Origin of the sequence: Streptomyces sp. NBC_00094 (assembly GCF_026343125.1) — a bacterium.
Lineage (GTDB): Bacteria > Actinomycetota > Actinomycetes > Streptomycetales > Streptomycetaceae > Streptomyces.
Genome location: NZ_JAPEMB010000001.1, coordinates 1107179 through 1128352 on the forward strand (window position 1 = coordinate 1107179; position 21174 = coordinate 1128352).

The 21174-nt window shown below is 75.1% G+C and carries 14 protein-coding genes; 9 read left to right on the forward strand and 5 right to left on the reverse strand.

Annotated elements, in window-relative coordinates:
- The first annotated feature begins 111 nt into the window (after nt 1-111).
- From OG580_RS04630 to OG580_RS04655, 6 genes are all read left to right on the forward strand, one after another.
- Nucleotides 112-1188: a CdaR family transcriptional regulator gene (locus OG580_RS04630; protein ID WP_267042359.1), complete on the forward strand. Its 1077-nt coding sequence runs from the start codon at nt 112-114 to the stop codon at nt 1186-1188.
- Between the two features lie 170 nt (nt 1189-1358).
- A complete protein-coding gene (locus tag OG580_RS04635) occupies nt 1359-2738 on the forward strand; it encodes a PLP-dependent aminotransferase family protein (RefSeq protein ID WP_267047893.1) in 1380 nt (459 codons plus the stop codon).
- Nucleotides 2739-2872: 134 nt separating this feature from the next.
- A complete protein-coding gene (locus OG580_RS04640; RefSeq protein WP_267042360.1) occupies nt 2873-4495 on the forward strand; it encodes an alkaline phosphatase in 1623 nt (540 codons plus the stop codon).
- 68 nt (nt 4496-4563) lie between these two features.
- The gene (locus OG580_RS04645; RefSeq protein WP_267042361.1) at nt 4564-5976 is read left to right on the forward strand and encodes an SWIM zinc finger domain-containing protein; all 1413 of its coding nucleotides are present in this window, start codon (nt 4564-4566) and stop codon (nt 5974-5976) included.
- Nucleotides 5977-6040: 64 nt separating this feature from the next.
- Entirely contained in the window at nt 6041-8701 is a 2661-nt protein-coding gene (locus OG580_RS04650) for a DUF6493 family protein (RefSeq protein WP_267042362.1), read from the forward strand.
- A gap of 182 nt (nt 8702-8883) precedes the next feature.
- On the forward strand, nt 8884-10329 hold the full coding sequence (locus OG580_RS04655; RefSeq protein WP_267042363.1) for a GNAT family N-acetyltransferase: 1446 nt from the start codon (nt 8884-8886) through the stop codon (nt 10327-10329).
- On the opposite strand, the gene OG580_RS04660 is transcribed toward OG580_RS04655, so the two are convergent.
- Nucleotides 10244-11458 carry a PLP-dependent aspartate aminotransferase family protein gene (locus OG580_RS04660; RefSeq protein ID WP_267047894.1) on the reverse strand — a complete coding sequence of 405 codons (1215 nt, stop codon included), beginning with the start codon at nt 11456-11458 and terminating at the stop codon, nt 10244-10246. The two genes, OG580_RS04655 and OG580_RS04660, sit on opposite strands and share 86 nt — an antisense overlap.
- Nucleotides 11459-11526: 68 nt before the next feature.
- Between OG580_RS04660 and OG580_RS04665 the strand changes: the two genes are divergently transcribed.
- The 3 genes from OG580_RS04665 to OG580_RS04675 all read left to right on the forward strand — a co-directional run bounded on the left by OG580_RS04665 (nt 11527) and on the right by OG580_RS04675 (nt 14299).
- Nucleotides 11527-12024 (forward strand): Lrp/AsnC family transcriptional regulator, encoded by a 498-nt coding sequence (locus OG580_RS04665; protein ID WP_267042364.1) that lies wholly within the window; start codon nt 11527-11529, stop codon nt 12022-12024.
- Nucleotides 12025-12072: 48 nt separating this feature from the next.
- Complete coding sequence (locus tag OG580_RS04670; protein ID WP_267042365.1) at nt 12073-13776, forward strand: DUF885 domain-containing protein; 1704 nt, start codon at nt 12073-12075, stop codon at nt 13774-13776.
- A gap of 73 nt (nt 13777-13849) precedes the next feature.
- Complete coding sequence (locus OG580_RS04675) at nt 13850-14299, forward strand: Lrp/AsnC family transcriptional regulator (protein WP_267042366.1); 450 nt, start codon at nt 13850-13852, stop codon at nt 14297-14299.
- 45 nt (nt 14300-14344) lie between these two features.
- Here OG580_RS04675 and OG580_RS04680 read toward each other — a convergent pair whose 3' ends face one another.
- The 4 genes from OG580_RS04680 to OG580_RS04695 all read right to left on the reverse strand — a co-directional run bounded on the left by OG580_RS04680 (nt 14345) and on the right by OG580_RS04695 (nt 21017).
- Entirely contained in the window at nt 14345-17512 is a 3168-nt protein-coding gene (locus OG580_RS04680) for an SMC family ATPase (protein ID WP_267042367.1), read from the reverse strand.
- A complete protein-coding gene (locus OG580_RS04685; protein WP_267042368.1) occupies nt 17509-18690 on the reverse strand; it encodes an exonuclease SbcCD subunit D in 1182 nt (393 codons plus the stop codon). Before OG580_RS04685 ends, OG580_RS04680 begins: the two co-directional genes overlap by 4 nt.
- A gap of 215 nt (nt 18691-18905) precedes the next feature.
- A complete protein-coding gene (locus OG580_RS04690) occupies nt 18906-19532 on the reverse strand; it encodes a YigZ family protein (protein WP_267042369.1) in 627 nt (208 codons plus the stop codon).
- Nucleotides 19533-19541: 9 nt separating this feature from the next.
- Nucleotides 19542-21017: a CdaR family transcriptional regulator gene (locus OG580_RS04695; RefSeq protein ID WP_267042370.1), complete on the reverse strand. Its 1476-nt coding sequence runs from the start codon at nt 21015-21017 to the stop codon at nt 19542-19544.
- Nucleotides 21018-21174: the final 157 nt, after the last annotated feature.

Below are 21174 nucleotides of genomic sequence, written 5' to 3' on the forward strand. Positions count from 1 at the left end.
ACGCCGGTCGTCGTCAAGCGTTGGGCGGCGCACGGGCGTTCCCCCGCGTGCCACTCTTGATCTCCGCGCGCCAAGAACACGTCAAAGGCGCGCCGGGCAGGGGGAGGCGCCGTGACGGAGAGCGGGACGGTCAAGGAGCACGAGGGGGTCGAGGGGTACCTGGAGGGGTACGCCGAGATCCTGACGGGCGCGTGCGTGACAGGCCGCAACCTCACCCGCGAGGAACGCGCGGCCCTGCGCTCCCGTGGGGAACGGGCCGCGGAGGTCGGCATCGGCCTGCGCGCCCTGGTCCGCGCCCATCTCTCCGCCGCGCAGCGGGTCCTCCCCGGGGTGCCGGGCTCCGCCGCCGGCCATCTGCTGAGCGCCGTCGAGCAGGCCGTCGACGCCTTCGCCGAGGGGCACGAGCGGGCGCAGCGGCTGGCGATACGTCAGGAGGAGGCGGCGAGACGGGAGTTCATCGACGACCTGCTCTACGGCCGCAGCGACCTCGGCAGGCTCGCCGAGCGCGCGGTGCGCTTCGGACTGCTCCTGTCCCACGCCCATGCCGTGGCGGTGGCCCAGGGCCCGGAGCCGTACGACGACGGCTGCGCGGTCACGCGGACCGTCGAGTCCTCGCTGCTCGCCCGCTTCGGCGACCGCCGCATCCTGCTCACCACCCGGACCGGGCGGCTGATCTGCGTCGCGCCGGAGGACGAACCGGAGGTCCTCACCCACTTCGCCGAGCAGGCGTACGCGGCGACGGGCGGGCAGGTCGCGATCGGCCGTGCCCACCCGGGCGCCGGCGGCGTCGTCCACTCCTACGAGGAGGCCCTCAACGCGCTCGACCTCGCGGCCCGCATGGGCATGGGCGAGCCCGTCCTGCGCGCCGCGGACCTCCTCGTCTATCCCGTCCTCGCCCGCGACCGGCAGGCCATGGCCGATCTCGTACGCACCGCGCTCGGCCCGCTCCAGCAGGCGCGCGGCGGCGCGAAGCCCCTCCTCGACACGCTCGCGGCGTACTTCGACACCGGCTGCGTCACCGCGCAGGCGGCCCGTCGCCTCAACCTCAGCGTGCGGGCCATCACGTACCGCCTCGACCGCATCCACCGCCTCACCGGCGCGGACCCCGGCGACCCGGTCCAGCGCTACACGCTCCAGACGGCCGTCGTCGGCGCCAGACTCCTGGACTGGCCGGACCAGCCGCTGTGACCTCGGACCCCGGGCATTCGGCCCCTGGAAACTCGGCACCTTGGAATCAGGAACAGGATCGTGAGGCGGACGTGTCATCGCCCTGGGCGGGTCGGACGGATGAGACCCGTGGCAGCGCGGCGGAGGGGGACCCGCCGACCGCAGGACCGCACGGGCAGCCCGCCTGGGAGCTGCTGCTCCCGGCGGTCGCCGCACCGGCCCGGCGACGGGGCCGGGCCCTCCAGGAGGCGCTGCGGGACGCGGTCCGTTCGGGGCGGCTGACGGCGGGGACCCGGCTGCCGTCGAGCCGGGAGCTCGCGGCCGATCTGGGCGTCTCGCGGGGCCTCGTCACCGAGGCGTACGAGCAGCTCACCGCCGAGGGATACCTGCGCAGCGACCGGGGCGCGGGGACGTGGGTGGGCGGTGCGGCGCGGTCGGCCGTGCGCGGGGCCCGCGACCTGGCCCCCGGGGCGCCCGGGGTCCGGGTGGACTTCCATCCGGGGACGCCGGACCTGTCGCTGTTCCCGCGCGCCGCCTGGGCGGCGGCCCAGCGGTCCGTCATGGCGCGGCTCCCCCACCCGGCGCTCGGCTACCCGGACCCGCGCGGGCTGCCCGAGCTGCGCGAGGCGCTGGCCGGGATGCTGGCGCGGCGGCGGGGTGTGGTGGCCGATCCCGAGCGGCTCGTGGTCTGTTCGGGTGTGGCGCAGGCGTCGACGCTGCTGGGCTTCGTCCTGCGGGCGCGCGGCCTGCGGTCGGTCGGCATCGAGGATCCGGGCAGCCCGGAGCACGGCCGGCTGTTCGCCTCGACCGGCATGGACACGGTGTGGCTGCCGCTGGACGAGGAGGGCCTGCGGCCCGGGCCGCTCGCCGACTCGGGGGTGCGCGCGGTGGTCGTGACGCCCTCGCACCAGTTCCCGTCCGGGATCAGCTGGTCGGCGGAGCGTCGCGCGGCGCTCCTCGACTGGGCGCGGACGGTGGACGGGTACGTCCTGGAGGACGACTACGACGGCGACTTCCGGTACGACCGGGCCCCGGTCGGCGCGCTGCAGGGGCTCGATCCGGAGCGGGTCGCCTACGCGGGCACGGTCAGCAAGTCCCTGGCGCCCGGACTGCGGCTCGGCTGGATGCTCGTCCCGGGCGCGCTGCTCGGCGAGGTCGTGGAGCGCAAGCGGACGATGGACCTCGGCAATCCCGTACTCGACCAGGCCGTGCTCGCGGAGTTCGTGACGCGGGGCGGGTACGACCGGCAGTTGCGGCGCTGCCAGCGCGCCTACCGGGAGCGGCGGGACGCGCTGCTCACCGCCCTCGACGCGCATCTGCCCGGCACCCGGGTGAGCGGGATCGCGGCCGGGCTGCACGTCATCGCGCGCGTGCCGGGGCGCTTCGGGCCTCCCGAGCGGTTCCTGGCGCGGGCCGCGGAGGCCGGGGTGGCGCTGCGGCCCTTGGAGGACTACGGCACGGCGCGGCCCGCCGACGGGGACGTACGGCTGGTCGTCGGGTACGCGCATCTGGCGCCCTCGGTCATCGCGCGGGGCATCCGGCTGGTGGCGGAGGCGGTGGGCGGGGAGTGACGGCGGTGGTGGGGCCGCCGGATCCGCCGGGCCCGATCTGTTCACGCGGGGTTGGTGTGGGCGCCGCTCCCTGCCGTTAGGCAGGGTGCGGCGGCGCGACTCCCGCGCCCGGACACGCTTTCGGAGGTTCTTCCATGTCCCACTCCGTGCCCGGCTCCCCTCCCTCCCCCTCCCCCGCGCGGCGCGCCCTGCTGCGCGGGTCGCTGGCCGCCTCGGCCGCCCTCACGCTCGGCGGCGCCGGCCTGGCGGCCCCGGCGTTCGCGCTCTCGGGGCGGCCGCGGGCCAGCTGGGGTGTCCAGACGGGCGATGTCACGGCCTCCTCGGGCCTCGTGTGGGTGCGGTCGGACCGGCCGGCGCGCATGGTCGTCGAGACCTCGGCGAGCGAGTCGTTCCGGCGGGTACGCCGGCACCACGGGCCGCTGATCGGCGCGGGCAGCGACTTCACGGGCACGACCGCGCTGCGCGGGCTGCCGGCCGGCGAGCAGATCCACTACCGGGTCACGCTCGCGGACCCGGACGACCCGCGCCGGACGGGCGAGCCGGTGGTCGGCACCTTCCGTACGGCCCCGGAGCGGCGCGGGAACGGCGTCCGCTTCCTGTGGTCGGGGGACGTCGCGGGCCAGGGCTGGGGCATCAACCCGGACATCGGCGGCTTCCGCGCGTACGAGGAGATGCGCCGTCTCGACCCGGACTTCTTCCTGTGCAGCGGGGACTCGGTCTACGCGGACGGGGTGATCCAGCCGAGCGTGACGCTGCCCGACGGGCGGATCTGGCGGAACGTCACGACGCCGGAGAAGTCGAAGGTCGCGGAGACGCTCGACGAGTACCGGGGCAACTTCCGGTACAACCTCCTCGACCACAACGTCCGGGCGTTCAACGCGCAGGTGCCGTCGGTGGTGCAGTGGGACGACCACGAGGTGCGCAACAACTGGTACCCGGGCCAGATCCTGGACGACGCGCGGTACGCGGAGAAGGACGTGGACGTCCTCGCGGCCCGTGCGCTGCGTGCCTTCGGCGAGTACACGCCGGTGTCCACCCTTCACGCGCGCGGGAGCGCGGGCGTAGGCGCGGGCGGGAGCGCGCGTGCGGGTCGTATGCACCGGGTGGTGCGGTACGGGCCTCTGCTCGACGTGTTCGTGCTCGACATGCGCTCGTACCGGAACGCCAACTCCCCCGGCCGGCAGGCCGACGACACCAACGGCATCCTCGGGGCGGAGCAGCTCGCCTGGCTGAAGCGGGAGCTGGCCGCGTCCACGGCGGTGTGGAAGGTGCTCGCGGCGGACATGCCGCTCGGCCTGGTCGTGCCCGACGGCTCGGCGAACTTCGAGGCGGTCGCGCAGGGCGACCCGGGCGCGCCGCTGGGCCGGGAGCTCCAGATCGCGGAGCTGCTGCGGTTCGTGAAGCACCGAAGGATCACCGGCACGGTGTGGCTGACGGCGGACGTGCACTACACGTCGGCGCAGCACTACGCGCCCGAGCGGGCGGCCTTCCAGGACTTCGCGCCCTTCTGGGAGTTCGTGTCCGGGCCGCTGGCCGCGGGCGGGTTCCCCGCGAACGCGCTGGACGCGACCTTCGGTCCGGAGCGGGTCTTCGTCCGGGCGCCGGAGCGGGCGAACCTGTCGCCGATGGAGAGCCCGCAGTACTTCGGCGAGGTCGACATCGACGGGGGCAGCGGCGAGCTGACGGTGCGGCTGCGGGCCGAGGGCGGCTCGGTGCTGTTCAGCACGGTGCTGCAGCCGGGGCTCGTCGGGCAGTAATTCCTGGTCAGAGGTGGTACGGAGGACCTCCCCCGGTCATTGTCAGTGGCGGGTCCTACCGTTCTCCCATGACCCGATCCGTACAGGCGCTCGCCTACGCACGCTCTTCCGCGTTGGAGTCCACACACTCCGGGCGGCTGCTCGGGCTGGAGACGGCGGGGGGTCTCACGCCCCGGGGCGCGGAGGCGCATCCCCGGTTCTTCTCCGGCTTCCTGGCGGCGCCGCAGGTCGCCGCCCGCGGTCTGCTCGCGGTCGCCGACGTGGCGGCGGCCCGGTACCACCAGCGGGTGCGGACCGGTTCGCTGGACCCGGTCGTGACCGGGAACGGGGACCGGCTGCGGTTCGAGTCCTTCTCCGGCTGCGGCGGGGTGTACGCGCGTCTGGACGTGCTGGAGGAAGGGCTCGGCGGCGCGGAGACGGGCCACGGCACGACCAATGTGGACGTCAACGACCCGCTGCGCGAGGCGCTGTCGCGGATGGTCGGGGACGATCCGCTGCACCTGCGGGTCGGCCCCGAGGAGATGGCGGTGACCACCCTCGCGGGGGCGGTCGTGGAGAAGAAGGTCCCGTTGCCGGACCGGTGGCTGCGGGGCTTCGCCGAGGCGCAGGTCGCGTCGGCCCGGTTCGACCTCCGGGCCGAGCTGACCGGGTCGGAGTCCGTCCGCTTCCTGCGGTCCCTGCCGCGCACGGGGGCGCGGGGGCGCGGGCCGCTGTGGATCGTCCCGTCCGGCCGGACCCTGCGTCCGACGACGCGGCCGGGTCCGGGGGCGGTGTGCCTGCCGGGTCCCGAGCGGCTGGTCGCGCTGGAGCGGGTGCTGCGGTACGCGACGGGGCTGCGGGTGTACGGGCCGGTGCCGGACGGCGCGGCCACGGCGAGCGCCTGGGAGGTGGTCCTGCCGGGGATGCGGCTCACGCTGACGCTGTCGCCCGACCCGGCTCGGGGCTTCTCCGGGGAGGGCGGGGTCCTGGAGGCGCTGGCCACGGAGGAGGCGGCGCAGGACGCCGAGCTGGTGGCCGTGCTGCTGGCGTGGGAGCCGCGGATCGACCTGGCGGACCTCGCGGAGCAGGCCGGGCTCACGGTCGACCGGGTGCGCGGGGCGCTGACCCGGCTGGGTACGGCGGGGCGCGTGGGGTACGACGTCGCGGAGGCGGCCTACTTCCATAGGGAGCTGCCGTACGACGCGGACCGCGCGGAGCGCCACAACCCGCGTCTGGTGAGCGCGCGCCGGCTGGTCGCGGAGGGCGCGGTGGAGCTCGAAGGGGAGCTGGCGACGGTGGCCTCGGGCGAACGGCGCTACCGGGTGCGGGAGTCGGCCGGCGCGTTGAGCTGTACGTGCCGGTGGTGGGCGGACCACCGGGGCCGGCGGGGGCCGTGCAAGCACGCGCTGGCGGTGCGGATGGTTCGCCGGGGCGCGACGGTCACGGAACCGGGGGCGGACCCGGAGGCACCGGAGTGGGCCGTGCCGGGAGCGGGCCGGTGACGGGGCGCGAGGCGGAGGAGCGGAACATGGGGGCAGGGCAGTGACGCGAGGGACGGAGAAGGCCGTGGGGACGACGAAGGTCGAGGGGGAAGGGCAGTCCGTGGGGATCGAGAAGCTGATCGAGGCGGTGCGCGGCGGGCGCGCCGACGACGTGCCCGCGCTGCTGGAGGGACTGGGAGCGGCGGAGCGGAGCACGGCCGTCGCGAAGCTGAAGTCGCTGCGCACCGAGGTGCGGGGCTGGGAGACGAAGCGCCCGCGTGAGGCGGCCGACGCACAGCGCGCGCTGTACGTCGCGGGGGCCGGCTGCCACGCGGGGGCCTCGGCGGCGGCGACCTGGCTCGGCGGTCGTGACCTGGTGCCCTGGCGCTCGGAGGGCTGCGGCCCGGCGCTCCGGGCGGTGTCCGACCGGTCTCCGGAGTGGCTGGCCGACGTGGCGGGCCGGCTCGCCGCGCGGCCGGCCGTGGCGGAGCACAGTTACGAGCTGATCCGCGGGATGGTGGAGCGGTCCGGTTGCGCGGTGCCGGCGACCGACGGCTACGTCCTGGGCTGGGCGTGGCAGTTCCGCGCCGGCAGTCGCTGGCGGCTGTCGTTCGAGGGCCCCGAGCTCCTGGAGCGGCTGCGGGAGGACCCGCAGACGCCGGTCCTGGTGCTCCACGCCCTGTCGATGGCGGAGAGCCCCGACCAGTTGACCTGGACGGTCACCGAGGCCCCCCATGCGCACTGGCCCACGGCGGTCGCGACGCTCGTCGGGGAGGGCCTGCTGGACCGGGCGGAGGTGCTGGGCGCCGCCGTCTCCCGGCTGTTGCGGGGCGGTCGCCCCCGCGACCTGCGGTTCCCGATGGAGGTGCTGCGACTGGTCGAGCCGACCGCGGAGGAGTTCCGGGAGCGGATCCCCGACCTGGTCGGGATGACGGCGGACACGCCGTCGCCGATCGCGGGGTACGCGCAGGAGGTGCTGGCGGGGCTGGCTGCGGACGGGGCGCTGCCGACCGCGATGCTGTCCGAGATGACGAGTGCGGTGCTCTTCCGGACCGAGAAGAAACTGGTGCGGGCCCAGTTGACGCTGGTCGGCAAGGCGCTGGCGCGGGACCCCGGCGCGGCGGCCGAGCTGCTGCCCGCGGTGGCGGAGGTCTTCGGGAACGAGGACACCGAGCTCCAAGGGCGGGCGCTGAAGCTGGTGGGCCGTCATCTGGCCGCCGTGGACGCCTCTGTACGGCGGGAGCTGGCCGGTCAGGCCGGTCTGCTGAGCCCGCAGCACCACCAGGCCGCCGCGGAGCTGTTCGGGGACGCCCTGGAGACGGGGCCGGGGGCTCCGTACGAGGAGATCCTGCCGCCCGTGCCCGAGCCGCAGCGGGTCGAGCCCCCGGCGGCCACGGTCGAGGAGCTCGTCGAGGACATGCTCACGAAGGGGGTCTCCGACGACCCGGTGCGCTTCGAGCGGGCCCTCGACGGACTGGTGCGGCACGCGCACAGGGACCGGGCCGAGGTGACACGGGCGGTGCGGGAGGCGTTCACCACCAAGAGCTGGCAGGAGCCGTACCACTTCACGTACGACTTCCGCGGGCTCCACGCGGTGCTCGCGGGATTGCTCGGGCTCCTGGAGCCGTCGTGGATCGAGGACCGGCGGGCGCGGGAACCGGAGAGCACGGCCTGCTTCCACGAGGTGCTGACGGGCATCGTGCACGCGCGACTGTGGGAGGCCGCCGCTCTGATCGGCACGGACGCGCTGCCCTTCCTGCTCGCCTCGCCGACCGTGAGCACCGGCGGCATCGATCCTCAGGTGCTCGTCGGGCGACTGCGCGCCTACCGGGACGCGGGCGTCGAACCCGCCCCCGCCGATCTGGCCCAGGCGCTGCTGCGGGTCCTGCGGACCGGCCCCGACGTCGAGCGGGCGGAAGAGGAGGCGTCGGCTCTCGGCACCGTCGCCGGTCGGCGACTCGCCGCGTGGCTGCGGACGGACGAGCCGCCGGCGGCGACCGTGCGGTTCCTCGCGCGGGAGGAGGACCGGACGCTGGAGAGGTGGTACGTCCACCAGCGGGTGGTGGTCGAACTCGCCGACCGGGCCGTGGTGCGGGAGGAGTTCCCGCCCGCTTTCCGGTGGCTGGGCGGCACGCTGGAGACGGCGCCCCGTCGCTGCTACCACTGGATCTCCGCCGAGGGGCACTGGACCTCGATCCTGCCGTCCGACCGCGAGGTGCTCGCGGCCCTTATCGTGCCGTCGCTGGCGCGGGCGGGCGGCTCGCAGGACACGACGGGACCGCTGACGGGGCTCGCCGAGGCGGAGGGCCGGGTCGGCCGGGCCATCGCCCTCGCCCTCGCCCTCGGCATGGGCTACGGGGACGCCGACGACCGGCTGCGGGCCGTGGACGCGCTGCTCGTGCTCGCGTCCCGGGGTGATCTGGACGCGCGCCAGGTGGGCGAGGAGCTGGGGTGGCTAGTCACCGAGGGGGTGGTCAAGCCGAACCGGCTGGCGGACGCGGTCCGGACGGCGGCGGCCACGGGGGCGTACGCGACGGTCTGGGCGGTGCTCGGGGCGGCGCTGCCCGGACTGCTGAGTGCCGCGCCGCCGGTGCGCGGGCTCGGCGAGGTGCTCGCGGTGGCGGCCGACTGCGTGGAGCGGTGCGGGGCGCGGGGTGAGCTCCCCGGGCTCGCCGGCGTGGCCTCGGCGAAGGGCTCCTCACAGCTGGTCGTCCAGGCGAAGCGGCTGCTGGCGGCACTCGGCTAGGCCATGATCCGCCGGACAGGCCCTAGGGGGCTGGGCGAGCGCCGATCAGAGGTCCGGTCCGGGGACCGATCAGACTGTGACCCAAACGGTCTGAATCGGTCTCTAGGGGACCAGATCGGCGCTTAACCCGTCAGTCACAAAACGTTCGTGATCACGCAACACCGCTGGGTCACAGTGAAGCCATGACCGATGTGACGTCTTCGAAGAGCACCCGCCGCCCCCACCACTGGCGGCACGACCTGATCGAGCTCGCCGCCCTGTTCACCGCCGTGGTGGTGGCCGACACGATCGCCAAGACCATCGTCAAGGGCCCCGACGGCCAGTACCTCCTGGTGTTCTCGGCGATCGCGCTGGTCGCCACCGCCGCCTTCCACACCTGGTGGGCGCGGAGGCACAGTCATGCCAGCCATGCGCCCCCCTCGGACGTGACGGGGGGTGACACCGGCGGGCGCTCCACCACGGCTCCGTCGTCCGGCGCGGGGAGCGGACCGGACGAGACCGAGCGCCCGGCCGTCGAGACCGTGCTCTGGCGGATGCGGACCACCGTCCGGGACACCCCGGGCAGCCTGGCCGCCCTCTGCACGGTCCTCGCCCGCCTGGGCGTGGACATCCTGACCCTCCAGACCCACCCGCTCGCCCGGGGCACGGTCGACGAGTTCCTGCTGCGCGCCCCCGCCGACCTCTCCGCCCAGGCCCTCGCCCGCGAGATCGCGGCGGCCGGCGGCCGCGACACCTGGACCGAGCGGGCCGACGCCCACGACCTGGTCGACACGCCGACCCGGGTCCTCGGCCTGGCCACCCGTACCGCGCTCGACGCCGCCGAACTCCCGCTCGCGCTGCGCCAGCTCCTCGGCCGCTGCACCCTCCACTCCGTGCCCGCCCTCTCGCTCACCGGTCGTCCCACCGGTGAACAGGCCCCGGTCGAAGGGGTCCTGGAGGAGACGGTGATGCGGCTGCGCGACCCCCACGGCGGCACGCTCATCGTCGAGCGGCCCTATCTCCCCTTCACCCCGACCGAGTTCGCCCGCGCCCGCGCACTGGTGGAGCTCGACGCCCGGCTCGGGCCGCGCGTCCCGCACAGCCAGGACGTGCTGACCCTGCCGGAGGGCAACGAGATCACCGTCCGCCGCGCCGACCAGCGCGACCTGACCGCCGCACGGGCCATGCACGACCGCTGCTCGGCCCGCACCCTGGGCCTGCGGTACCACGGCCCGGTCGGCGACGCCGACCGCTACCTCGGCCATCTGCTCAGCCCGCGCTTCGGACGGACGCTCGCCGTGCAGACGACCTCCGGCCGGCTCGTCGCCCTCGGCCACCTACTGTGGGACGGCGACGAGACCGAGGTCGCCCTGATGGTCGAGGACGACTGGCAGCGGCGCGGCATCGGATCCGAGCTCCTCGGCCGGCTGGTGGCGATGGCCGAGGAGGCCGGCTGCGAGAGCGTGTACGCCGTGACCCAGTCGTCCAACACCGGGATGGTGGCCGCCATGCGGGCGCTGAACCTCCCCCTCGACTACCAGATCGAGGAGGGCACCCTCGTCATCACGGCGCGACTGGCCGCAGCACCGCGCCGGAGCCCTCGCCCGCAGTCGCTGCCGCATGGAGAGGTCCGGCCGGCGGAGCGCTGAGCGCCTGCGTGAGGTCCCGCCACAGGTCCTCGACGTCCTCCAGACCGACCGACATGCGCAGCAGCCGGTCGCTCACGCCCGACGAGCGACGGTCTCCCTCGGCCACGATCCGGTGGCTGATGGAGGCCGGGTGCTGGATGAGGGTGTCGACGCTGCCGAGGCTGACCGCCGGGGTGATCAGCCGGACTCCGGCGATCACGTCGTGCGGGTCCCCGTACACCTCGAAGGCGATCATCGCGCCGCCGATCCGCGGGTAGTGGACGCGGGCGATCCGGGGGTCGGTGGCGAGCCGCCGGACGAGCTCCGCGGCCGTGCCGGACGCCGCCCGCACCCGTACCGGCAGGGTGGAGAGGCCGCGCAGCAGCAGATAGCCGGCGAGCGGGTGCAGCACCCCGCCGGTGGCGAAGCGGACCTGGCGGAGGGTACGCGCGAACGCCTCGTCGCAGGCCACGATCCCGCCCATGACGTCGCCGTGTCCGCCGAGGTACTTCGTCGCGCTGTGCAGCACGATCCGCGCGCCCAGCTCGACGGGCCGCTGGAGGACCGGCGTGGCGAAGGTGTTGTCGACCAGGAGCGGCACGGAGCCGCAGGAGTGGGCGATGGCCCGGATGTCGGCCTCGGCGAGGGTCGGGTTCGCCGGCGTCTCGACCATGACGAGCCCGGTGTCGGGGCGTATCGCGTCGGCGATGCCCGCCGGGTCGGTCCAGGTCACCTCGGTGCCGAGAAGTCCCGCGTCCAGGAGGTGGTCGCTGCACCCGTACAGCGGGCGGACCGCGACCACGTGGCGCAGGCCCTGGCTCGCCCGGGCGAGCAGGACGGCGGTGAGCGCCGCCATGCCGCTGGCGAAGGCCACGGCGGACTCGGCGCCCTCCAGGCGGGCGAGGGCCTCCTCGAAGCGGGCCACCGTGGGGTTGTCGAGCCGGGCGTAGACGGGCGGACCGTCGAGCCGGGCACCCGTGGTGGCGAACTCGTCGATGCGGGCGGCCTCGGCCCGGGCGTCGTACGAGGGGTAGGTGGTGGACAGGTCGATCGGCGGGGCGTGCAGACCGAGCGTGGCGAGGTCCTCGCGGCCGGCGTGCACGGCTTCGGTGGCGAGCGCCCTCGGGGTGGCCGAGGGGTCGCGATCCATGGCGTCCATGGCGGCACTGTGAACGTTTACCGGAAGGTAGCGGGAAATAGCCGTGCTACGTTCGGCGAATGGCCGAATCTGTCGTACTGGACGCGGTCGATCTGCACATTCTTCGCCTCCTGCAGAACGACGCCCGGACCACTTACCGCGAGCTCGCCGCCGAGGTCGGCGTGGCACCCTCGACCTGCCTGGACCGGGTGGCCCGGCTCCGTCGCACCGGGGTGATCCTGGGTCACCAGCTGCGACTGGATCCGGCCAAACTCGGCCGCGGGCTCGAAGCCCTTCTCCTCGTGCAGGTGCGACCCCACCGGCGGGAACTGATCGGTCCGTTCGTCGACCGGATCCGGGCCCTCCCCGAGTCCCGGGCGCTCTTCCATCTCACGGGCCCCGACGACTACCTGGTCCACGTGGCCGTCTCGGACCCCGCTGACCTGCAACGACTCGTCCTCGACGAGTTCACCTCACGCCGCGAGGTGGCCCGGGTCGAGACCCGGCTGATCTTCCAGGAGTGGGAGTGCGGCCCCCTCCTGCCGCCTTCCCCGGGCCCCTCCTTGTCAGCCGACTGAGCCCGGACGAGGGTGACGGGGGCCCGCCCGAGAGGCCAGGATGTGCCCATGCCAGAGACTTCCAGCAGCTCGCTGCCTCGCCAGGTCGCCGACGCCCACGTCGACGCACTCATCGCCCTCGACCCGATCACCGGTACGTACCTGGGAGTCAAGGAGAGCGCCGGTGGCCTGCCCGACTTCTCGCCCGCCGGGCAGCAGGCCGTGGCCGACCTCGCCCGCCGAACGCTCGCCGCCCTCGACGCGGCGGAGCGGGTCCCCGGCGCCGAGGCCGAAGCCGAGCGGCGGTGTGCCCGGCTGCTGCGGGAGCGCCTCACGGCCGAACTCGCCGTGCACGAGGCCGAGGAGGGGCTCTGCGCGGTCAGCAACATGCGGTCGCCCGCGCACAGCGTGCGCATCGTCTTCACGATGATGCCGACGGAGACCCCGGAGGACTGGACGGCGGTCGCCTCCCGGCTGCGGGCCGTCCCCGGCGCCCTGGAGGGCTACCGGTCCGCGCTCGCCCTCGGCCTGGAACGCAAGCTCCTCGCCGGGCCGCGCCCCACCGCGACCTTCATCGACCAGCTCACCGAGTGGGCGGGCGGGGAGAGCGGGAAGCCCGGCTGGTTCGAGGAGTTCGCCGCCGCCGGCCCCGACACCCTGCCCGAGGAGCTCCGCACCGAGCTCGCGGCGGCCGCGCGGGGCACCACCGAAGCGGTCGTGGCCCTGCGGGACTGGATGCGGGACGTGTACGCCCCGGCCGTCGCGGACGCGCCGAACACCGTGGGCCGTGAGCGCTACCAGCGCTGGACCCGCTACTTCAACGGCACCGACCTGGACCTCGACCAGGCGTACACGTACGGCTGGTCCGAGTACCACCGGCTGCTCGGCGAGATGCGGAGCGAGGCCGAGCGGATCCTGCCCGGGGCGGACCCCTGGGAGGCGCTCGCCCACCTCGACGAGCACGGCACGCACATCGAGGGTGTGGAGGAGGTCCGGGTCTGGCTCCAGGGCCTCATGGACGAGGCCGTCACGGCCCTCGACGGCACCCACTTCGAACTCGCCGACCGCGTACGGCGGGTGGAGTCCCGGATCGCCCCGCCCGGCGGCGCCGCCGCGCCGTACTACACCGGCCCGTCCGAGGACTTCACGCGCCCCGGCCGCACCTGGCTGCCGGTGGACGGCCAGACCCGCTTCCCGGTGTACGACCTGGTGTCGACCTGGTACCACGAGGGCGTGCCCGGCCACCACCTCCAGATCGCGCAGTGGGTGCACGTCGCCGACCGGCTCTCCCGCTACCAGGCGACCATCGGGAAGGTGAGCGCCAACATGGAGGGATGGGCGCTGTACGCCGAGCGCCTGATGGACGAACTCGGCTTCCTGCCCGACGCGGAGCGGCGCCTCGGCTACCTCGACGGCCAGATGATGCGCGCGTGCCGGGTGATCGTGGACATCGGCATGCACCTGGGTCTGGAGATCCCTGCGGACGCGCCGTTCCACCCGGGCGAGCGGTGGACACCGGAGCTCGCGCAGGAGTTCTTCCAGCTGCACAGCAGCCGCCCGCCGGCCTTCGTGGAGAGCGAGATGACCCGCTACCTCTCGATGCCGGGCCAGGCGATCGGCTACAAGCTGGGCGAGCGCGCCTGGCTGCTCGGGCGGGCCAACGCACGGGCCGCGCACGGCGACGCGTTCGACGCGAAGGCCTGGCACATGGCGGCGCTCTCGCAGGGCCCGCTGGGTCTCGACGACCTGGTCGACGAGATCTCCCGCCTCTGACCGGCCCTCGCGATCACCCGGATCCCCGGCCGATCTCTTGATCAGCCGGGGATTCCCCTGCTATCCCTCGTACATGACCAGTGCTTACACCCCGGACGCCACCGACTGGCGCATTCTCGAAGCCCTCCAGTCCGAGGGCCGGTCCAGCTTCGCCGAGCTGGCCCGTGCCGTGTCGATGTCGCCGTCCGCGGTGACCGAGCGGGTGCGGCGCCTGGAGGACACGGGGGTCATCGCCGGGTACACGGCGATCGTCGACCAGGACCGGCTGGGGCTCCCCATCCTCGCCTTCGTACGGCTGCGCTACCCCCACGGCAACTACAAGCCGTTCCACGACCTCATCGCCTCCACGCCGGAGGTCCTGGAGGCCCACCACGTGACGGGCGACGACTGCTTCGTCCTCAAGGTCGCCGCGCGCTCGATGAAGCACCTGGAGGAGATCACCGGGAAGATCTCCACGCTCGGCGCGGTCACCACCAGCGTCGTCTACTCGTCACCGCTGCCCCGCCGCTCCCTCAGCCGCTGAGCCCGCCCGCGCCGGGCCGCCGCCGCCGAACCGCCGGCGGTTCGGTCAGCCGCCGAGCGCGTCCCCGCCGGTGCGCAGTGTGACCGCCGAGCCGTGCCGTGCCTTGACGACCTCCAGCTGGGCGGGGATGCGGCGGCGCAGATCGCCGACGTGGCTCACGATGCCGACGCTGCGGTCACGCTCGCGCAGCGAGTCGAGGACGTCGAGCACGTCGTCGAGCGTCTGCTCGTCGAGGCTGCCGAAGCCCTCGTCGATGAAGAGGGTGTCGAGCCGGACCCCGCCCGCCTCGTCGGTGACGACGTCCGCGAGGCCGAGGGCGAGCGCGAGGGAGGCGAAGAAGGTCTCGCCGCCGGAGAGCGTGGCGGTGTCGCGCTCGTTGCCGGTCCAGGCGTCGACCACGTGCAGCCCGAGGCCGGCCCGCTTGCCGCCGGAGCGCGCGTCGGAGTGGACGAGGGTGTAGCGGCCGGAGGACATGGCCTGCAGGCGGGCGGTCGCGGCGGCGGCGACCTGTTCCAGCCGGGCGGCCAGGACGTACGACTCCAGGCGCATCCGGCGCTCGTTCTCGGCGGAGGTGCCCGCGGTGAGCGCGGCGAGCCGGGCCACCCGGTCGTACTCCTCGCGGAGCGGTCCGAGCCGGCGGACCTCGGTGCCGGCCTGCCGGGAGAGACCGGTCAGCTCGCTCCCCCGCTCGCGGGCCGCCGCCAGGGCGGACGCGGCCTGCCGGAGCCCGCGGTCCGCCGCCGTGTGGACGGCCTCGGCGGCCGCCGGGTCGGCGGGCGGGAGAGCGGCGGCAGCGGCGGTGCCGGGCTCGTCGAGGCGGTCGGCGACGGCCGCCGCCTCTGCCTGCCAGGCGTCCACCCGCTGCTGGAAGGCGCGGCGGTCGGCCTCGTCGAGAAGCGCGGCACGGGCCTCGGCCGGGGTGGCGAAACCCGCGCGGTAGGCGGCGTCGGCGAGCCGGTCGTCGGCCTCCTTGAGCCGCTGGGCGGCGAGTTCGGCGGAGCGTACGGTCCCGGCGGCCTCGACGAGGACGGCGATCTTCCGCTCCAGGCGCGTGGCGTGCTCGGCGACGCTTCCGAACGCGCCTCGCCCACGGGCGACTTCCTCGTCGAGAGCGAAGTGCTCCCGCTCCAGCGCCTCCCGTCGCGACGTACGCGCGGCGACGCGACGCTCGGCCTCCCGCTGCGCGCCGACCCGCTCCTCGTACTCCCGCTCGGCCCGCGCGAGCGCCTCCCGAGCGCCGTGCGCCTGCCCGGCGAGCGCGTGCGCATCGACGTGCAGCCGGGTCAACTCCTCGACCTCGCGGGCGAGTTCGTCGACGGTGGGTTCGCCGCCGGTCGCGGACTCCGTACGGGTCACGGCCTCCACGCCGGTCGCGGACTCCGCACGGGTCGCGGGTTCCGTACCGGTCACAGCCTCCGTACCGGTCACAGCCTCCGTGCCGGTCGCAGCCTCCGTACGGGTCGCGGACTCCGCGGCGGTCAGGACCTCCGCGCGGGCCGCGGACAAGGCCTCCCGGGTGACGGCCAGCTCGCGCTCGACGGCGGAACGAGCGGCGTCGGCACGGCTGTAGACCTCGTAGGCGGCGTCCTCCGAGGCGCGGTCGACGTGGTCGGCGGTGGCGCGGGCGGGGGCCGGGTGAGCGGTGGAGCCGCAGACCTGGCAGGCCTCGCCCTCGGTGAGGGTGGCCGCGAGTTCGGCCGCGATCCCCCGCAGGCGGCGGGACTTGACGTCGAGCCAGGTCTCATGGGCGGCGTTCCGCCGCTCCCGGGCGTCCGTGAGCCGCGCCTCGGCGGCCGCGGTGTCCCGCTCAAGGCCGTCGCGGCGACGGGCCGCGGCGAGCCGGCGACGGGCGGGCTCCAGACGGCCGGCGAGGTGCTCGGCGCGGGCCGCGGCGTCCGTCGTGGTCCGGACGCGCTCGGTGAGGGCGGCCCGGCGGGGCTCCCAGTCCACGAGCCAGTCGGCCGCGTCCCGGAGGGCGTCCTCGTCGGCCCTGGCCTCCCGCGCCAGCACGGCGCGCTCCTCGGCGACGGCGGCGGCCCGGCGCTCGGCGCGGCGGGCGGCGTCGAGCCCGCCGAGCTCCCCGCGCAGCCGGTGTTCGAGCGCGGAGAGGTGTTCGGCGCCCTGGTCGGCGAGGTCCGGGGGCAGCAGGGCGCGGGAGCGTGCGCGGGCCGTGGACGCGGAGGCGTGCTCGCGCTCGGCGTCCTGGCGCAGCCCGAGCGCGGGCGCGACGCGCTCGGCCTTGAGGGACCGGTCGAGGGCGGCCTGGTGCCGGTCGCGCTCGGGGGCGCGGGCGGTGAGCTGATCGCGGCGCCGGAGCGCGTCGGCGTGCCGGGCCTGCCGGACCGCGAGCTCCTTCTCGGCGTCGAGGGCGGCGCGCGCGGCGGCCTGCCCGCGCTCGGCCGCCCCGAACCGTACGCCGGCGATGTCGAGGGCCTCGCGGGCCTCCGTACGGGCGACGGCGGCCCAGGTCAGCACGGACTCGGCGAGGCCGGGGTCGCCGGGCCGCCCCTCGACGGGGGTGCGGGCGGATTCGAGTCCACCGGCGGCCTGTGTCATGCGGTGGGCGAGGGTGAGGAGCCGCTCGTCCCCGTCCCGTACCTGCTGCTCGGCGGCGCGCCGGAGGTCGGCGAGGCGCTCTTCGACGGCGGCGAAGCGTCGGGTGTCGAAGAGGCGGCCGAGGAGCTTGCCCCGGGCCTCGGCGTCGGCGCGCAGGAACTTCGCGAAGTCGCCCTGCGGGAGGAGCACGACCTGGCAGAACTGCTCGCGGCTCATGCCGACGAGCTGGGTGATCTCCTCGCCGATCTCCTGGTGGGAGCGGCTGAGCCCGGCCCATTCGCCGGTGGCCGGGTCGTATTCGCGCAGCCAGGTCTGGGCCTTCTCGGTGGTGAAGCCGCCGCCGCGCTTCTTGGGCCGCTGCTGGGCGGGGCGGCGGGTGATCTCGACACGCCGATCGCCCACGGTCAGTTCGAGGAGGACCTCGGTGTACGTGCCGACGGGGGCGTGGTCGCTGCGCAGGGAGGTGCCGGGGCTCTGGCGGACGCCGGGCACGCTGCCGTACAGGGCGAAGCAGACCGCGTCGAGGACGGAGGTCTTGCCCGCGCCGGTCGGTCCGTGGAGGAGGAAGAGTCCGGCGGAGGACAGGGTGTCGAAGTCGACGGTCTGCGTGGTGCCGAAGGGCCCGAACGCGGTGATCTCCAGGCGGTGCAGCCTCACCGGCCCACCTCGCGCTCGGCCGCGTCGACCCGTACGTCGTCGAAGGCGCCGTACAGGACCGTCCGCTCCGGGCCGTCGAGGCCCGCGCCGCCGCGTACGTGGGCCACGAAGTCCTCCGCGATCTGCTGGTCGGTGCGGTCCCGGAGCCGCTGGGCGTAGGAGGCGCCGGAGTCGCTGTCGGTCCGCTCGGGATCGAAGACGAGGTTCAGGGCGTGCGGGAACCGCTCGGCCAGCCGGGCCATGGGCTCGGCGGGCCGTACGGGATCGGTGAGCGTGGCCTCGACCCAGGACTGCTCATGGGGCGTGAGGGCGGGGTCGGCGAGCAGGTCGTCGAGCCGTCCCCGGATCCGGGCGAGGGGGCGCGGGACCGGGCAGTCGAGGCGCTCCGCGCCGATGACCGTCCCCTCGGGGCCGGCCGACGGGCCGAGATCGACGAGCCACATCGTCTTGCGGTGGTCGGTCTCGGAGAAGGAGTACGCGAGCGGGGAGCCGGAGTAGCGCACCCGGGGGGTGAGGGTCTGGCTGCCGTGGAGGTGGCCGAGCGCGACGTAGTCGACGCCGTCGAAGACCCCGGCGGGGACGGCGGCGACGCCGCCGACGGTGATGTCCCGCTCACTGTCGCTGGGGGCGCCGCCCGCCACGAAGGCGTGGGCGAGGACGACGGAGCGGGTGCCGGCGGGCCGCGCGGCGAGGTCGGCGCGGACGCGGTCCATGGCGGCGGCGAGGACGGCCTCGTGGCCGCCCTTCGCGGCGCCGAGCTGTTCCCGGACGAGGGCGGGTTCGAGGTAGGGCAGACCGTAGAGGGCGACGTCGCCGTGGGCGTCGGTGAGGACGACGGGGGTTCCGATGCCTGCCGGGTCGGTACGGAGGTGGATGCCGGCGCGCTCGATGAGCCCCGCGCCGACGCCGAGGCGGCGGGCCGAGTCGTGGTTGCCGGAGATCATGACGGTCGGCACCCCGGCCTCGGCGAGGCGGTGGAGGGCGGTGTCGAAGAGCTCGACGGCGGGCAGCGGCGGCACGGCCCGGTCGTAGACGTCCCCGGAGACGAGGACGGCGTCCACCCGGTGCGTGTGGACGGTCGTCACGAGGTGGTCGAGGAAGGCGGCCTGGGCGTCGAGGAGCCCGACACGGTGGAAGGACCGGCCGAGGTGCCAGTCCGAGGTGTGCAGGAGCCTCACGATGCCGTCCCACCCCGCATGTGTGCCGCTCCTCGCCGCCGGTTCCCGTTCGTGTGCGCCCTCCACGCTATCCCGAGCGGATGTATGGGTGGGGCCGTACGGGATTCCCGCCGGAGAACCGGAGAACCCGAGGACCGAGGACCGAGGACCGAGGACCGGAGGACCGGAGGACCGAGGAGCAGCGCGGGTCGCGGGGGCGTGACCGGCGAACGGGCTCAGGCGTCGCCGTACGCCTCTCCGCCGAGTGCGAGCTCCGCCGTGCCGGCCGTGGTGTCGGCGAGCCAGGCGCGGAAGGCCGGGACGTCCGCGTCCGGGAGGCCGATCTCGATCGTGACGGCCTCCGCGTACCGCACGTCCCGTACGGCACGGCCGGTCGCCCGCAGGTCGTTCTCCAGCTTCCCCGCCCGCTGGTGGTCGACGGTGACGGTGGCGAGCCGGAAGCGCTGCCGGGTCACCGTGCCGAGCTCGTCGAGCGCCTCGCCGACGGCGCCGCCGTACGCGCGGATGAGGCCGCCCGCGCCGAGCTTCACACCGCCGTAGTACCGGGTGACGACGGCGGCGACGTAACGCATCTCACGGCGCAGGAGCATCTGGAGCATCGGCACGCCCGCCGTGCCGCCGGGCTCGCCGTCGTCGCTCGCCTTCTGGACGGAGGCGTCGGCGCCGAGGACGTACGCGAAGCAGTTGTGCGTGGCGGTGGGGTGCTCCTTGCGGATGCGCGCGACGAAGTCCTGCGCCTCCCGCTCGTCGGCGACGGGTGCCAGCGCGCAGAGGAAGCGCGAGCGGTTGATCTCGGTCTCGTGCACACCCTCGCGGGCGAGGGTGCGGTACTGCTCCTGCATCCCGCCAGCCTACGTTCCGTCCCCCTCGTACTCACCGGCGGCCGGTTCGGGGGCGGGGGCCAGGCCCGCGTAGGGCAGCGCGCGCAGGGCCAGGGCCCAGCCGAGGCGGGCCTCGCCGGACTCGCTGGAGCGGCCGGTGAGCTCGGCGATGCGGCCGATGCGGTTGAGGACGGTGTTGCGGTGGCAGTAGAGCTGTTCGGCGGCCCTCGCCGCCGAACAGCCGTGGTCCAGCCATACGCGGAGCGTGGTCAGGAGGGCGGCCCGCTCGCCGCCCGTGGCCAGCACCGGCCCGAGGTGGACGGTGACGATCCGCTCGGCGATGTCGCCGCGGGTGCCGAGGAGCACCTCGGCGAGCCGGTCGTCGAAGACGGCGGCCTCGCCGCTGCCCGCCGGGAGGGTACGGAGGGTCTGCTCGGCGAGCCGGAGCGCGCGGCCGGCCTGGGAGAGCCGTTCGAACTCCGGGGAGATCCCGGCGGTGGCGCCGGTCAGCTCCCGCAGGGCGTCCAGGAGGGCGCGCGCGGCCGGGTCGGCGGAGCCGCGGGGACCGGCTGCGGGCCGGCCGGCGGGCGTGTCACGGCGGGGCAGCCGGACGATCCCCACGTACCGGCCGGAGCGGGGCCGCCAGAACGACCACATCCCCCGGGCCTCCAGGAGGGGCGCCGGGTGCGGCGGGGCGGCGGGGTCCTGGGCGGCGACCACGACGACGTACCGGTCGTGCGCGGGGACGCCGAGCGCGGCGGCCGCGGCCGAGGCGACGGCGGGGTCGTCGGCGCGGCCGTCGAGGAGCGCCTCGAAGAGGGCGACGCGCCGGGTGTCCCGGCGGCTCTGGAGCTCCAGCTGGGCGAGCCGGTACTCGTCGGCCATGGCGACGGAGTAGCGGTCGATGGTCTCCCAGACGCCGCCGGCCATGTCGAGCTCCACGTCCCTGCTGTCGGCCTCCCGCCCGGCCCTGGCCCTGAGGTGCTCGGCCATGACCTGCCACAGCACCCGGCCGCCACGCCGGTAGGCCTGGAGGACGGTGTCGAGGGGCACGCCCTGCTCGGCGCGGCGGCGGCCGGTCTCGCGGGCCGCCCGCTCGAAGTCGCCGCCGGTCGGGGCGAGGCCGCCGAAGTCCTCCAGGGCGCGCAGGAGGTTGTCTCGGCAGATCTCCCAGAGGTCGTCGCGGGTCACGGGGGCGTCGGAGGCGTACGTACCGGAGTGGGCGCGGATGTCGTCGACGGCGCGGTCGGTGAGCCGGTCGACGTCGGCCAGCATCGCCGTGGAGAGCGCGCGCCGGAGCGCCCCGGAACCGGCGTCGGACCCGAGGAGCGTATGGGCTCCGCCGGGGCGGGGGGCGCTGGGGTAGGAGGTGCCGGGGCGAGGGGCGGCGGGGCGGGGCGTGCGCCCGGCACCGTCGGCGCGGACGGCACCGTCGGTGCGGTCCGGGCGCGCGGCGGTCGCGCGGGGTTCGCCGCCGGGGCGAGGGGCGGCCGGGCTGTGCGTCATGGCTCGCACCGTAGCCCCGGGATTTGGCGAATGCCACGGGTCGCGCACGGCAGGGGGGCCACTGCCCACCTCCGTACCGCACATGGTGGGCACCTGCACATGGCATCCGGACGGCGCCGCGGCGGATTCTGTGCCGTGTCAGCCGATCGTCAACAGC

Bases quoted from the DNA above. Each gene is read 5' to 3' on its own strand.
- OG580_RS04640 (WP_267042360.1), top strand. From the start codon at position 2,873: ATGTCCCACTCCGTGCCCGGCTCCCCTCCCTCCCCCTCCCCCGCGCGG.
- OG580_RS04645 (WP_267042361.1), top strand. From the start codon at position 4,564: ATGACCCGATCCGTACAGGCGCTCGCCTACGCACGCTCTTCCGCGTTG.
- OG580_RS04655 (WP_267042363.1), top strand. From the start codon at position 8,884: ATGACCGATGTGACGTCTTCGAAGAGCACCCGCCGCCCCCACCACTGG.
- OG580_RS04660 (WP_267047894.1), bottom strand. From the start codon at position 11,458: ATGGATCGCGACCCCTCGGCCACCCCGAGGGCGCTCGCCACCGAAGCC.
- OG580_RS04665 (WP_267042364.1), top strand. From the start codon at position 11,527: ATGGCCGAATCTGTCGTACTGGACGCGGTCGATCTGCACATTCTTCGC.
- OG580_RS04670 (WP_267042365.1), top strand. From the start codon at position 12,073: ATGCCAGAGACTTCCAGCAGCTCGCTGCCTCGCCAGGTCGCCGACGCC.
- OG580_RS04675 (WP_267042366.1), top strand. From the start codon at position 13,850: ATGACCAGTGCTTACACCCCGGACGCCACCGACTGGCGCATTCTCGAA.
- OG580_RS04690 (WP_267042369.1), bottom strand. From the start codon at position 19,532: ATGCAGGAGCAGTACCGCACCCTCGCCCGCGAGGGTGTGCACGAGACC.
- OG580_RS04695 (WP_267042370.1), bottom strand. From the start codon at position 21,017: ATGACGCACAGCCCGGCCGCCCCTCGCCCCGGCGGCGAACCCCGCGCG.